Annotated in this window: 11 protein-coding genes and 1 rRNA gene; 6 read left to right on the top strand and 6 right to left on the bottom strand. The window is 60.2% G+C overall.

Annotated elements, in window-relative coordinates; genetic code table 11:
- The first annotated feature begins 51 nt into the window (after positions 1-51).
- The 3 genes from QQL64_RS11870 to QQL64_RS11860 all read left to right on the top strand — a co-directional run bounded on the left by QQL64_RS11870 (position 52) and on the right by QQL64_RS11860 (position 5337).
- Entirely contained in the window at positions 52-816 is a 765-nt protein-coding gene (locus tag QQL64_RS11870) for an RDD family protein (protein WP_284399817.1), read from the top strand.
- A 166-nt stretch (positions 817-982) separates the two neighbouring features.
- The gene (locus QQL64_RS11865; protein WP_284399813.1) at positions 983-3313 is read left to right on the top strand and encodes a Tex family protein; all 2331 of its coding nucleotides are present in this window, start codon (positions 983-985) and stop codon (positions 3311-3313) included.
- 173 nt (positions 3314-3486) lie between these two features.
- Entirely contained in the window at positions 3487-5337 is a 1851-nt protein-coding gene (locus QQL64_RS11860; RefSeq protein ID WP_284399809.1) for an autotransporter outer membrane beta-barrel domain-containing protein, read from the top strand.
- Between the two features lie 76 nt (positions 5338-5413).
- Here QQL64_RS11860 and QQL64_RS11855 read toward each other — a convergent pair whose 3' ends face one another.
- Positions 5414-6277, bottom strand: a complete 864-nt coding sequence (locus QQL64_RS11855) for a YbaY family lipoprotein (RefSeq protein WP_284399806.1) — start codon at positions 6275-6277, stop codon at positions 5414-5416.
- Positions 6278-6764: 487 nt separating this feature from the next.
- On the opposite strand from QQL64_RS11855, the gene QQL64_RS11850 reads away from it, so the two are divergent.
- Positions 6765-7343: a helix-turn-helix domain-containing protein gene (locus tag QQL64_RS11850; protein ID WP_284399805.1), complete on the top strand. Its 579-nt coding sequence runs from the start codon at positions 6765-6767 to the stop codon at positions 7341-7343.
- A gap of 73 nt (positions 7344-7416) precedes the next feature.
- On the opposite strand, the gene glyS is transcribed toward QQL64_RS11850, so the two are convergent.
- Both glyS and glyQ read right to left on the bottom strand, forming a co-directional pair.
- Positions 7417-9564, bottom strand: a complete 2148-nt coding sequence (glyS, locus tag QQL64_RS11845) for a glycine--tRNA ligase subunit beta (RefSeq protein WP_284399804.1) — start codon at positions 9562-9564, stop codon at positions 7417-7419.
- The gene (glyQ, locus tag QQL64_RS11840; protein ID WP_284399803.1) at positions 9561-10487 is read right to left on the bottom strand and encodes a glycine--tRNA ligase subunit alpha; all 927 of its coding nucleotides are present in this window, start codon (positions 10485-10487) and stop codon (positions 9561-9563) included. The genes glyS and glyQ overlap by 4 nt, the downstream gene beginning before the upstream one ends.
- 98 nt (positions 10488-10585) lie before the next feature.
- On the opposite strand from glyQ, the gene tfpB reads away from it, so the two are divergent.
- On the top strand, positions 10586-12409 hold the full coding sequence (gene tfpB / locus QQL64_RS11835; RefSeq protein ID WP_284399801.1) for a type IV pilus assembly ATPase TfpB: 1824 nt from the start codon (positions 10586-10588) through the stop codon (positions 12407-12409).
- Positions 12410-12439: 30 nt separating this feature from the next.
- Positions 12440-13168, top strand: a complete 729-nt coding sequence (locus QQL64_RS11830) for a glutamine amidotransferase (RefSeq protein WP_284399798.1) — start codon at positions 12440-12442, stop codon at positions 13166-13168.
- A 7-nt stretch (positions 13169-13175) separates the two neighbouring features.
- Here the strand turns inward: QQL64_RS11830 and QQL64_RS11825 are convergent, their stop codons facing one another.
- The 3 genes from QQL64_RS11825 to rrf all read right to left on the bottom strand — a co-directional run.
- Positions 13176-13499, bottom strand: coding sequence for a DUF1820 family protein (locus tag QQL64_RS11825; RefSeq protein ID WP_284399797.1), 324 nt, complete (start codon positions 13497-13499; stop codon positions 13176-13178).
- Positions 13500-13508: 9 nt separating this feature from the next.
- A complete protein-coding gene (locus tag QQL64_RS11820) occupies positions 13509-14192 on the bottom strand; it encodes a rhomboid family intramembrane serine protease (RefSeq protein WP_284399795.1) in 684 nt (227 codons plus the stop codon).
- Positions 14193-14398: 206 nt separating this feature from the next.
- Positions 14399-14478: ribosomal RNA gene (gene rrf / locus QQL64_RS18270) — 5S ribosomal RNA — on the bottom strand; the annotation flags it as partial.

The raw sequence follows: 14478 nt of genomic DNA, 5'->3' as shown, positions 1-14478 counted from the left end.
TACCTCGCAGGCGCATGGCATCATGCGCTTCTGCTTAGCGAGGAATAGGCGATGGAAGTCTGGATCGGTCGACAGGGCGAACGCCACGGCCCCTATCAGGAAAAACAGGTGCGGGAGTGGCTGCGCAGCGGTCAACTGGGCCGCGACGACCTCGGCTGGTACGACGGTCTCGCAGACTGGCAGCCGCTATCGGTCCTGTTTCCCCAAGAGACACCCGCCGCCGCACCGACACCCAGTATGTACGCGCCGCCACCGCCGCTGCAGCAGCCTGCAAGCGCGACGCGCATCGACTACGCAGGTTTCTGGCAACGCTTCGGTGCATGGATCATCGACCTGATCATTCTGACGATCCCGTCGATGATCGTTATGTACCTGCTCGGCGGCATGGAAGCCTACAAGCATCTGCTTGAGCAAATGCAGGGCAACGGGGACATGAGTGCCGCGCTTCGCGAATATGCAGCCGCGACGGAGAGTTCGTCCGTCGCATCGGTCGTTATCGGCTTTGTCTACTACGCGCTGTGTGAAAGTTCGAAGTGGCAGGCGACACCAGGCAAGCTGGCTCTGCGCCTACGCGTTACCGACATGAACGGTCAGCGCATCACACTGGGACGTTCAGCCGTGCGCAATGCGGTCCGGTTGACGACACTGGTGATCGCACTGATTCCCTTCGTCTGCTACATCGCCGTGGCGTGGACGCAGCGCAAGCAAGGTCTGCACGATCTGATGGCCAGCACGTTGGTGCTCAATGGCAGCGCGCAGGAACAGCCGCCACAACGACCGCAATCTAGCAGCGACCACGGCAGCTTCAACGCTTGATCGGTCCAAAAACGGATGGTGCGCCCCTGTGGGTTTGCGCCGCCTCTTTCGCCATGCCTGCGTATTGACGCCATTTAGCGCGACCATCGCACGCCGCTTGATATCATGGCGAACTGAAGTCGCCTGAATCACCGCAACACGAAAACCAAGGAATTCTTTCAGTCTCATGCTCAGCATCGAACAACGCATTGCCCAGGACATCGTCGCCAAACCGGAACAAGTACGCGCTGCAGTGGAACTGCTCGATGGCGGCGCTACCGTGCCGTTCATCGCGCGCTATCGCAAAGAAGCCACCGGCGGTCTCGACGACACGCAACTGCGATTGCTTGAGGAACGTCTACGCTATCTGCGCGAGCTGGAAGAGCGACGCGATGCGATCCTCGCCAGCATCGAGGAACAAGGCAAACTCACCGATGCATTGAAGGGCGACATTCTCGCCGCCGACACGAAGGCGCGACTGGAAGACCTGTACCTGCCGTATAAGCCCAAACGGCGCACCAAGGCGCAGATCGCACGTGAGGCGGGTCTTGAACCCCTTGCCACTGGCTTGCGCGAAGATCCCACACAATCACCCGACGCCTTCGCCGAATCGTTCGTCGATGTCGAAAAAGGCGTACCTGACGTACGCGCCGCGCTCGATGGCGCACGCGCGATCCTGATGGAAAGCATCGCCGAAGACGCGGGGCTGGTCGGCGAATTGCGCGACTGGTTATGGGACAAGGGTCAGATCCGCGCCAAGCTGGTCGAAGGCAAGGAACAGGAGGGCGCGAAGTTCCGCGACTACTTCGACCACATGGAAGCGATCGGCAAAATTCCATCGCATCGCTTGCTTGCCCTGATGCGCGCGCGCAACGAAGGTGTGATCGAACTCGAGCTTGCACCTTCAACAGAGGCCGAGCAGGGTCATCTCGAAGGCGAAGGTCGCGTCGCGGTGCACGCCGACATCATCGATCGCGGCCGCGCCGCGGATGCGTGGCTGCGCGAAACGGTACGCATGACCTGGCGCGTGAAACTGCACCTGCATCTGACGCTGGATTTGTTCGGTCGCGTGCGCGAGGGCGCCGAGGACGAAGCCATTCGTGTATTCGGCGACAACCTCAAGGACCTGATGCTGGCCGCACCGGCCGGCGCGAAGACAGTGATGGGCCTGGACCCCGGCATCCGTACCGGCGTGAAGGTGGCGGTGGTCGATTCCACTGGCAAACTGTTGGCCACCGACACCATCTATCCACATGAACCGCGCAAGCAGTGGGATCAATCGCTCGCTCGCCTTGCTGTGCTGAGCAAGCAGCACGGCGTAAACCTGATTGCGATCGGCAACGGCACGGCTTCGCGCGAGACCGACAAGCTGGCCGGTGAGCTGATGAAGAAGCACGCCGAACTCAAGCTTTCCAAGATCGTAGTGAGCGAAGCAGGCGCGTCGGTGTATTCCGCGTCCGAAGCGGCCGCCAAAGAATTTCCCGATCTCGACGTGAGCTTGCGCGGTGCCGTATCCATCGCTCGCCGTTTGCAAGATCCGCTCGCTGAGCTGGTAAAGATTGAACCAAAGGCCATCGGCGTAGGCCAATATCAGCACGACGTGAATCAGGTAAAGCTTGCGCGCGCACTCGACGCGAAGGTGGAGGACTGCGTGAACGCCGTTGGCGTCGACGTGAACACAGCGTCGGCCGCGCTGCTTTCGCGCGTGGCGGGTTTGTCCGCCAGCGTCGCTGAGAACGTGGTAAAGCACCGCGACGCCAACGGTCCATTCGCCAATCGCAAAGCATTGCTCAAGGTGCCGCGTTTAGGCGACAAGGCATTTGAGCAATGCGCAGGCTTTTTGCGCGTACCCAGCGGCGACAATCCCTTGGACGCGAGCGCCGTGCATCCGGAAGCTTATCCGGTCATCGAGCGCATCATTGCCCAATGCGGTCGCGAGGTGAAAAGCATCATCGGCGACACCAGTTTCCTGCGTGGCTTGAAGCCAGAGCAGTACACCGACGAGCGCTTCGGCGTGCCGACCGTGCGCGACATTCTCAAGGAGCTGGAAAAGCCGGGCCGCGATCCGCGACCCGAGTTCGTCGCGCCGAGCTTTGCCGAAGGGGTGGAGGATCTGAAAGATCTCAAGCCCGGAATGATTCTTGAAGGCCGCGTCACCAACGTGGCTGCGTTTGGCGCCTTCGTCGACATTGGCGTGCACCAGGATGGATTGGTGCACGTCTCCGCGCTGTCGCACAGCTTCGTAAAGGATCCGCGCGACGCCGTGAAAGCTGGCGATATCGTCAAGGTGAAGGTGATGGAGGTGGACATTCCGCGCCAGCGCATCGGCCTTTCCATGCGCCTGGACGACGAGCCGGGTCAGGCTCGCAGCGGACGACCCGTCAGCGGCAAAGAATCGCGCCCTGGCTCGCGTGACAATCGCAGCCCTCGCCCGGGCGCTGCCGCGCCGGCGAAACCCTCTGCGGCGCCCGGCAACAGTGCGTTTGCAGATGCCTTCACGCGTGCCCTGAAGCGTTGAACTGTTAGGGATCAAGCACCGACGTGCTTGATTTGAAGGCCAGGCAAGGTGAGAACGTGCAGCCCGGCACGTTCTCACGACCCCATGACGACGTTTGCTTGCAGCGCAGCATGCGCTGACGTATGGCATGCATTAACGTAACTTCCCTATAACAAACGCAGGAGCAGGAACTCATGTTTCACCCGCGCAAGATTGCCGGCGCTGTTGCGCTGGCCCTCGGCCTCATTGGCGCCGCCCATGCCACTGGCAATCCCACTCCGACTTTCAGCAATGTCATCACGTTCGGCGACAGCTTGAGCGACGCGGGCAACCTTTCGCTGTCCATCGACCCGAGCTTCCAGCCGCCACAGGAGTTCACGACCAATCCTGGCGCCGTGGTGGTGCAGAACGTTGCCGCCGCACTCGGCCATCCGCTGACGGCCTCGCTCACCGGCGGCAACGACTTCGCCTGGGGTGGCGCCGGCATCTTCAACAACTCGCCCGGCACACCGGCCGGCGTGCCCACGATCACCAGCCAGATAAACACGTATCTGAGCAGCCATCCCACCCTGGACAGCCACGCGCTGTACACGATGTGGGGCGGCGCGAATGACATTTTCTACGCGACGACCACGCCAGCCACCGCGCAGGCGCAGATCGTCGCGGCCGCACAGCAAGAAGTGAAACTGCTGGGCGAATTGCAGGGTGCGGGTGCCAGGAACATCCTGGTGTTCAATCTACCCAACATTGGCCTGACGCCCGAGGCTACCGCGGCCGGCGCTTCGGCGGCCTCCTCGCTAACGACGCTCAGCGCGATCTACAACGGTCAGCTCAATGCCGGCATCGGGCAGCTGGGCAAAGGCATCATCCCGGTCAATGCGTTTGCATTGCTCAGCCAAGTCATCGCCAATCCAGGTGCCTACGGCTTCACCAATGTCACCACACCGGCGTGCGGCGCGGGTTCCAGCTCGGTACTTTGCGGCCCGCAGGGTTCGGGTCTGCCATACACCTATGCGCCAGGCACCAATTACAGCTACCTGTTCGCTGACGGCGTACATCCCACCACGGGAGCGGACAAGATGCTCGCGCAAGTGGTGCTGTCGGAATTGGCGGCTCCCCAGCAGATTTCGCTGTTGCAAGAAGCGCCACTTGCTGCCGTCACCACGCAGACCGCCGCCGTGCGCAACCAGATGATGGCGGACAATTTGGGTAGCGATACACGCGCCTTTGCCAGCATCAACTACTCCAATCAACAGTTCGACCAGAGCGCAGGTGCACCCAAGACCACCAGCAACAATGTCGACCTGACCGTGGGTGCGGACGTACGCGCCAGCGACAGCATTTCGGCAGGTGTCGCGCTGGGTATCGGCGAGCACTATGCCGATGTCAGCGGCGGTGGCGGCTACGATTTGCAGGCCATCAGCGGCCTGGGTTACCTCACTTGGCATTCGGGTGGCGCCTACGTGGGTACCTATGGCGATTTCGGCCAGGCTAGCTATACCGACATCAATCGCGTGTTTCAGGTCGGCAACTATCGCACCCATGAAAGCGGCAAGACCGATGGTTCATACCTGGGCATGGGTCTGCATGGCGGCTACTTGTTCGATGTCGGCGGCTTCAAGACCGGTCCGTTTGCGAACTTCGAATATCAGAACATCAAAATCAACGGCTACAGCGAAAGCGGTAACGATGCGACGGCCATGTGGTTCGGCCGGCAGGAGCGCAACGCTTTGATCAGCACGCTGGGCTGGCGCCTGCAGGGGCATTGGCAGTTCCACGATATGGATCTGTCACCGTATGCCGAGCTGGGCTGGAACCACGATAGTCGTGCCAGCACGGACATGGTGACGGCGGGTCTCAACAGCATGAATGGCAGCTTCGAGATGGCAGGCTTTACGCCCGACAAGAATTGGGGATCGGCCAATGCGGGCGTGATGGCGCAGATCATGCCTAACGTTTCGGGCTGGATCGCTTACAACGGTCACTTCGCCGACAACAGTCAGCGCTACAACAGCATCAACCTGGGAGTGAAGTTCGGCTTCTAAGCCGACTTCATGCGCAACAAAAAAGCCGTCCGCAATGCGGACGGCTTTTTTAATCTTCCGGTTTCGCGCGAAGGGCTTACTTGCCCTTGCCACCCGTTGCCAGGTTGAGGATCGCCTTGGACTGCTGCTGCAGGTTCGCAGCATCGTCATCGCCCAGCGATTGAGTGCTGCCGCCGGCTTCGTGAGTCTTTAGCACCAGCGAACCATCGTCGCCCCAACCGGCGGTATCCACCGACGAAGGCTTCGCAGTCTGGCCGGACTTTTTCTGCTGCTGCACCACCCACGGCTTACCATCCTTGTAGGCGTAGTCGGTGCTGGTGAAGCCCTTGTCGCCGTAGTCGACCAGTTCGCGGATGAACTTCACTTCGCCGCCGTCGCGGAACACTTGCCAAGCGAGCGACGCATCTTTTTGAAGCTGAGTACCGCTGGACCGCTTCATGCCGCCAATCTGCTTCTGCACGTCCTGGAATGCGACGAGCATCTTTTCGCTCGGCGTTTGCTCAGGGGCAAGTTGCACCGCGACGTTTGTCGTCGGATGGCCCTGGGTCAGCACGGGCGCTTGCAACGGCATGACGTAGTGACGATCGCCATCGGTCAGTGTGGCTTGCACGATGTACAAGTCATTCGGCGCCACATTGGCCGGATTGAAATCCAACTCGTACGTCATGGGGAACGTGGTGGCGGGGGCAATCGTCTTGGTCGCTAGCGGAGCGGAGCCCTGTGCCGTTACATCGATCAGGCTGATGTCGAGCTTGTCCTGGGCGGACGGCTTGATATCGCCACGAAGAGTAATGGTGCCCGAAACGCTAGTGGCCGGGCCGGTGGGCGCCGTTGCCTCGGTACTATCCGCACCGGTCGACGACGACGGATTTGAAGAATTACTGCAGCCGGCCAGTGCTACCGCTGCCACTGTCATCAGCGACCAAACAACGCTGCGCATGGGATTGAAACCTCAAGGTTTGGATCGATTCGAACGCAAAGTTTGGTAACGCGCCGGCGTCACAAACAAGCGCGGGGGAGCCTCAGAGAATAGCCCAAACTTACGGCATGGAAAAGCTAACCTAGCGAAAACTCCATTCGGCAGCGTATGTAACTATCTGAATCGTACGGCTTCATGCCAACGAGGTGCCGGACGGCCTCATTCGTTGGCTAGGTCGGGAGCCGTTTTGATCGCCGTATACGAGCGGCCCTTTCGGCGGCCGCAGTTTCTTGCCCTGTTGGCCTAACTACATGTCAACCCGCTCTGAACTCACGCGTTTATGCGCCAGAGGATGACTTGAAGAGCGCTACCATTCGCAAAATAGTGCGAATATCGGTCATCGGATTATTACCACCCTCATGCTTGTAACTGAGGGTTTACCTAGAAAAACAAGGCAGCCAGTAAGAATTTGCCGGCGCTATATCAGAAATAACTGCGGAAATTTTCGATGAATCTGCACGTAAACTCGATTACCGAGCCCTCCTCGACCTTCTCCGATCGCATCAAATTGCTGATTCAGCGCGTCGGTAGTGTCACGGAGATCGCACGCATGTGCGGTTTTTCAGAGGGCGTCGTGCGCAGTTGGCGCGACGGAAACACCGACCCGTCGCGCGCGCGCTGCGTGACATTGGCACGTACCTTGGGCATTTCCCTGGTATGGCTGGTGGCCGGCGAAGGATCGATGCAGGTCGACCCGAATACCCTGGTTTCCGATGACGCCAGCGCCGACAACATCGCATCCCAGCGTCACCGCTCCAAGCTGCGCAACGCTCCCGATTCACTGGAAGCGGGCGGCGTGGCCATGGATGCCCAGCGCCTCAATACTGCGCTGCGCATCCTGCAATCGGAGCTGGATCTGGCAGACAGTCGCCTGACCTTGGCTGAGAACTCCGACATGCTGGCGGAGCTTTACCAAATACTCGGCCCGGGCGGTAACGACGTTGATGCCACCGCGATGGTCGCTTTCAATCATCGCCTTGCCGAGCGGCTGAAGGGCAATCGACCGATGGGTCGCCTGACATCCTGAGCGACTGTTTGATCGATCACTAAAAAAGGCAGCCACATGGCTGCCTTTTTTAATTGCAACGTGATCGGATGCACTACAAACGCGCGATGTCGGCGATAGCCGTGAACTGCGCCTTGAGACGTCCCAGCAAGGCGAGTCGGTTGGCGCGGACCGCAGGGTCCTCGGCATTCACCAGCACATTGTCGAAAAACGCATCGACCGGGGCCCGCAATTGGGCAAGGCGTGAGAGAACCGCCGTGTAATCGCCGCGCTGCAGAGGACCGGCGTTATCCGCTTGTGCGGCCTCCAGCGCTTGCGCCAAAGCACGTTCGGCATCCGCTTCGAAATGCGCAGGATCGACGTGGCTGCCGATGCTTTGCACGCCGTGCTCCTCTTGCTGCTTGCGCAAAATGTTGGCGACGCGCTTGTTGGCACCTGCAAGACTTGCCGCTTCAGGATGACGACCGAACTCGACGACGGCACGCAGACGATGGTCGAAATCGACCAGGCTGACCGGGGCAACGGCCAACACGGCTTCGTACTGCTCGATGGTGAATCCCTGTTCGGCGTAGTAACCGCGCAAACGCTCGAGTACGAAATCGTTGAGTTCGATGACCAGGCTGGCGCGGCGCTGTCCGGCATCGAAAGGAGGCGTTTTCCCATCCTTTGCTGGCTTCACTCCCGCAGCAAGTGCGGCCTCCGGCAACAATTCCAGAGCTTCGGTAAAGAGCGCCTTGTGATCGAGATCGAGACCGCCTTCGATCAGCGTACGCGCCAGGCCCAAGGCAGCGCGGCGCAAGGCGAACGGATCCTTGTTTCCGCTGGGCTTCAGACCGACAGCGAAAATACCGGCCAATGTGTCGACGCGTTCGGACACCGCGAGCACTTGTCCCACTTTGCCCGCGGCAATGCTGTCACCGGCAAAGCGGGGCTGGTACACGCTGTCCAGCGCATTGGCGATTTCGGCGGGCTCGTAGGCGTGCTGCGCGTAGTAGCGCCCCATCACACCCTGTAGCTCAGGAAACTCGCCAACCATCCGAGTAAGCAGGTCGCACTTGGCCAAACTGGCAGCACGCGTTGCCTGGCCAGCATCGACACCGACGCGATTGGCCGTGATTCGGGCTAACTCCGCAACGCGCACGCTCTTGTCCCACAGGCTGCCGAGCGCCTGCTGGTAGGTAACGCCCTTGAGCGCTTCCTTATAGTCCTCGAGCGGAGTTTTCAGGTCTTCGTCCCAGAAGAACTTCGCATCGGCAAAGCGCGGACGAATGACGCGTTCATAGCCGTTGCGAATCTCGTTCGGCTGTTTGCTGTCGACGTTGGCGATGCCGATGAAGTGCTCGGTCAGCGTGCCTTTCTCATCGAACACCGGCACGAACTTCTGGTTTGCCTCCATCGTGGTGACGAGGGCTTCGGGCGGCACACTGAGGAATTCGCGCTCGAAGGTGCAGGCGATCGCCACCGGCCACTCGGTGAGATTGGCGATTTCGTTCAGCAGTGCTTCGTCGAGTCGCGGCTTACCGCCGGTTTGTTTTGCCGCGCGTGCGACTTCATCGCGAATGCGCTGGCGGCGCTCCATCGGATCGGCCAGCACCTTGGCCATGCGCATGGCATCCAGCCAGCTGTCCGCATCGGCCACATGCACAGGCTGTGGATGCATGAAGCGATGACCGCGGGATTTGCGGCCGCTCTTCAGGCCCAGCACTTCACCATCGACGATGTCCGCACCATGCAAGATCACCAGCCAATGCACGGGGCGCACGAAGGTGTACTCGTGGCTGGCCCAACGCATGGGCCTGGGAATGGGTAGTCCTTTGAGCGCCTCGTCGATGATTTCCGGCAACAGCGAAGCTACCGGCTGACCCGGCTTCACCGTACGGAAGACAAACCATGCGCCCTTGTCCGTTTCCAGCTTTTCCAGCTGCTCGACGCCGACTCCGCACGATTGCGCAAAGCCGATCAATGCCTTGCCGGGATTGCCTTCGGCATCCATCGCGGCGTTGATGGCAGGGCCGCGGCGCTCGAGCGACTGCTCCGGTTGCGTCATCGCCACCTGTGGAATATGGACGGCCAAACGCCGCGGCGTAACGTAGAGTTTCGCCTGCTCCAGCAGTGCGGTAATGCCGCGCTTATCCAGTCCGTCGCAGATGCCGCGCAGAAACGACGCACCAAGTTCATCCAGTGCCTTCGGCGGAAGTTCTTCCGTACCCAGCTCGATGAGCAATGACTTGGCGGCGCTCATGCGACGTGCTCCTTTCCGCTCTTGGAGAGCGTTTTATGCTTTAAGCCTGGAAAACCAAGCTTTTCACGCTGCGCCACATAAGCTTCCGCCACGGCGCGCGACAAAGTACGCACGCGTAAGATGTAGCGCTGACGCTCCGTAACACTGATCGCGCGCCGCGCGTCGAGCAGGTTGAACGTGTGGCTGGCTTTCATCACCTGCTCGTAGGCCGGTAAAGCTAAGCCTGCCGCGATCAGCTTGTTGGCTTCTCCCTCGCACACATCGAACCAGCGCAACAGCTCGGCAACGTTGGCGTGTTCAAAGTTGTAAGTGCTCTGCTCCACTTCGTTCTGATGGAACACGTCGCCGTAGGTGACTTTGCCCTGCGGACCTTCCGCCCAGATCAGGTCGTAGACGTTGTCGACGTTCTGCAGGTACATGGTCAGCCGTTCCAGGCCATAGGTGATCTCCCCAGTCACTGGCCTGCATTCCAGACCGCCGGCCTGCTGGAAATAGGTGAACTGGGTGACTTCCATCCCGTTGAGCCAGACTTCCCAGCCCAGACCCCAGGCCCCCAGCGTGGGCGACTCCCAGTTGTCTTCCACGAAACGCAGGTCATGCACCTGCGGATCGAGGCCGAGTTCCTTCAGCGAGCCGATGTAGAGCTCGAGGATGTTCTCGGGATTGGGTTTCATCATCACCTGGTACTGGTAGTAATGCTGCAGGCGATTCGGGTTTTCGCCGTAGCGACCGTCGGTGGGACGACGCGAAGGCTGCACGTAAGCGGCCGCCCATGGCTCAGGACCTAGCGCACGCAGAAACGTAGCGGGGTGGAAGGTACCGGCGCCTACCTCGGTATCGAGGGGCTGCAGCAGTACGCAGCCCTGCGCCGCCCAATAGCGGTTGAGGGACTGGATCACATCCTGGAAAGTAGGCGCAGACATCGCTTTCCGTAACCATGTTTAAAGCGCGCTAGTATAGCCGCAGCGCATCTTTCCGCCGTTTTTCTCGGCAATCGATGCCCATTAGGGGTCCTTGGCAAATGGCAGCAACTCCACAAATTGCCTCCATGCTCGGCCGCCGCGGCCGGTTGGCGCTCGATGACGTGTTGGCCGCCCTGGTGGTCGACGGTCACCTTTTGGCCGACGATGCCAAACAATTGCGGTTAGGGAATCGTGCCGGCCGCAGCACGGTGGAACTGAACCCGCTGGTGGTCATCGCCAACGCCAAGCTCACCAATCAGCGTGATCCAGGGCGACCGCTCAGCCTGGAAGGGTTGACCGAATGGCTGGCCGGGCAGGCGGGCTTGCCGTATCTGAAAATCGACCCGATGAAGGTCAACGTGGCCGTGGTCACTCAGGTGATCAGCCACGCCTACGCCCAGCGCCATCGCATCCTGCCGGTGGCTGCGACACCGGGCGAAGTGACGTTCGCGACGGCCGAGCCGTTCGACAATACATGGGCTAAAGATCTTGCTCAGATGTTGCGACGGGATGTGCATCGTGTGGTGTCCAGCCCGATCGATATCAACCGCTATCTGCAAGAGTTCTACGGCGTGCAGCGCTCGATCCAGCTGGCACGGGATGCCAAGAGCCAGAGCGGCTACGATCCTTCCGCGATCCTGAACTTCGAGCAGTTGCTGGAACTCGGCAAAACCGGTGAAGTGGGCGCGGATGACCGGCATGTCGTGCACATCGTCGACTGGTTGCTGCAATACGCGTTCGAGCAGCGCGCCTCGGATATCCATCTGGAACCGCGACGCGATGCAGGCATCATGCGTTTCCGCATCGACGGTGTCATGCACAAGGTGTTCGAGCTGCCGCCGCCGGTGATGACGGCCGTCACCTCGCGTATCAAGATCCTTTCACGCATGGACGTCGCCGAGAAGCGTCGCCCACAGGATGGCCGCATCAAGACGCGCGCCACATCCGGGCGCGAGGTGGAACTGCGTATTTCCAGCATGCCTACTGCCTTCGGCGAAAAACTGGTGATGCGTATTTTCGATCCGGACATCGTCGCGAAGGACTTTTCGCAATTGGGTTTCTCTGCATCGGAAGATGCATTGTGGCGCGGATTGGTGGAGCGTCCGCACGGCATCGTGCTGGTGACGGGGCCTACGGGTTCGGGCAAGACCACGACGCTGTACTCGACACTCAAGCATCTCGCCACGCCCGACATCAACGTTTGTACGGTCGAAGATCCGATCGAAATGGTCTCGCCTGAATTCAATCAGATGCAGGTGCAAGCCTCGATCGACCTGGACTTCGCCTCCGGTGTACGCACGCTGCTGCGCCAGGATCCTGACATCATCATGATCGGTGAGATTCGTGATCTGGAAACGGCGCAAATGGCGGTGCAGGCATCACTGACCGGGCATCTGGTGCTATCTACACTGCATACCAATGACGCGCCAAGCGCCGTGACGCGTCTACTCGATCTCGGTGTGCCGCATTATTTAATTCAGTCGACACTGTCCGGCGTCGTTGCGCAACGCCTGGTGCGCACGTTGTGCCCTCACTGCAAACTTGAGACGCAACAGGAAGCGCACGAATGGGCGGTTCTGACGCACGGCTGGTCGATCCCGATTCCCGAACGCGTGTTCAAACCCGTCGGCTGTCTGGAATGTCGCAACACCGGATTCCTGGGACGTACTGGCATCTATGAAATGATGGAGCTGAGTCCGCGACTGCGCGGCTTGGTCAGCGCTCAACTTGATTTGATCCGTTTTGGCAAGGCCGCGCTGACGGAAGGTATGCGGCCGCTGCGTATCTCCGCAGCCGACCAAGTCGCGCGCGGGTTGACTACGGTACAAGAGGTGTTGACCGTACTGCCTCCCGTTGAACACATTGAAGACACCCTGCCCTGAACGCTTTCGATCGAGTTGTCATCTCGCTACATGAAACCTGTCCTGATCATCCGCACCGGCCAAGCTCCCGAAAACATCCGCGCGCGTCACGGTGATTTCCCGCACTGGTTCCGCCTAGGCACGCAGCTGATGCCGCATCAGCTGCATGTCATTGACGTGGCTGCCGGCGAAGCGCTACCAGCGCCGCACGACGTTTCTGGCGCACTGATCACAGGATCGGCGGCCATGGTCACCGAGCGAGCGCCCTGGAGCGAGCGCACCGCTGGGTGGATTCGCAGCGCGATGGATATCGATCTGCCGCTGCTGGGCGTGTGCTACGGCCATCAGCTGATGGCTCATGCACTGGGTGGGCGCGTCGATTATCTGCCCGGCGGTCGAGAGATCGGCACCTTGCCGATCGAATTGCTGCCCGGCGCGGAGCAAGATCCACTTGCTGCGCATCTCCCGGCCAAATTTCGCGCGCACACCACACACGAACAGAGTGTCCTCGACATTCCCAAAGACGCTCAGGTGCTGGCGCGGTCAGCGCGTGATCCGCATCATCTGCTTCGCTATGGCCGCAATGCGATCAGCGTGCAGTTCCATCCGGAATTCAATGCCGACGTCATGCGCGCCTATATCCGGCGCAAGCATCACGACATGCGCCGCGAAGGTTTCGACCCTCATCATGCGTTTCAGCAAGTCGCGGCCACACCAAGCGCGCGACGGTTGCTAAAGATGTTCGCGCGGCATCACGGGCTCAACCGCGGGTCACGCTGAGCGGTGCTCAGCGGCTGCGTGGCGGCATCGGGAATGGGGTCACTTTCTGGCCATCTGCCGCGTCGCGGATGGCCAATGCACCTTTGCGCTCCACTTCCTCGATGCGCACCACGGCCTGCATCGGCAAATGCAACACGCGCGTGTCCTTGAACTCTTCGCGCAAGCGCTCTTCGGTGGGATCGACCACCAAGCCTTCACCAGCGGGCTCAAACACCAGATCACCCACTTCGGTGAAGCCCCATAGGCCGCTCGACGCGACATGCTGGGCATAAAGTTCGTAGCACTTGCCCAGGTGCAAAAAGGTCACTTTGTAGAGTTTCTTGTTACGCATAGCGCCATTTTAGCGCCGCATGCGGCGCATGATTGCACCGCGTGACGTCCACGCGAACACCGCGCCGAACAGGAAGCCTGCCACGTGGGTCCACCACGCGTAACCGCCATAGCTGGGGCCCACATAACTGAAGAGCAACTGCAAGAGAGCCCAGATTCCGATCAGCAGGAATGCCGGCACACGCACGAATTCCAGATAGAACCCAAGTGGCAGCACCAGGCCCAAGCGCGCGCGCGGAAACAGCGACACGTAAGCACCCAACACCGCTGAAACGGCGCCACTGCATCCTATGATCGGCCTAAGCACGCCGGCCAGCGATAGCGCTCCGGCCAAGTTGGCCACTACACCGCCCAGCAGAAATAGCACTAGAAAGCGCACTGACCCCAAGGTGCGCTCCGCCGGGACACCGAAGATCATCAAGAACAGCAGATTGCTCAGCAGATGAAGCCAAGCGACGTGAATGAATAGCGCGGTAATCAATCGCAACAGCGCCGGATCGCGTAGCTGCTGCCAGATCGGTTGATGGGCGTCGAAAATATTCGCGGGAATGGTTCCCCATTCCAAGAGAAAAGTGATGCGGCGCGGCGGCGGCATCAATGCCAACACCACGAAGGTCACCACACACAAGCCAACCAACAGGCTCGCGGCCCAATGCAGGCGTGGTTGACGTCGGGTTTCGACATTGACGAACAAAGCTCTTCTCCTCGACGAATGCGCCGGTCGAGCTGACCCGATGGCGCATCATAGGTGGTAAGCGAGCCTCGATTTTGTTCGTCCGGCTGCACTTCCAGATGGTAATCATCCAGGCTTCGCGATCTTACGTATAGCGCTTAGATCAGGATTTTCGGCGCCCAAGAAAAAACCCCCACCGATGTCGGTGAGGGTTTTTAGGATAAAGCCCCTGGCGGTGACCTACTCTTGCATGGGCAATGCCACACTACCATCGGCGCAGCTGCGTTTCACTTCCGAGTTCGGGATG

It is taken from the genome of Dyella lipolytica, assembly GCF_030160075.1.
GTDB classification, from domain to species: Bacteria; Pseudomonadota; Gammaproteobacteria; order Xanthomonadales; family Rhodanobacteraceae; genus Dyella_B; species Dyella_B lipolytica.
The sequence above is the reverse complement of the archived record's forward strand: the minus strand, read 5'-3'. Positions and strand labels throughout refer to the sequence as shown.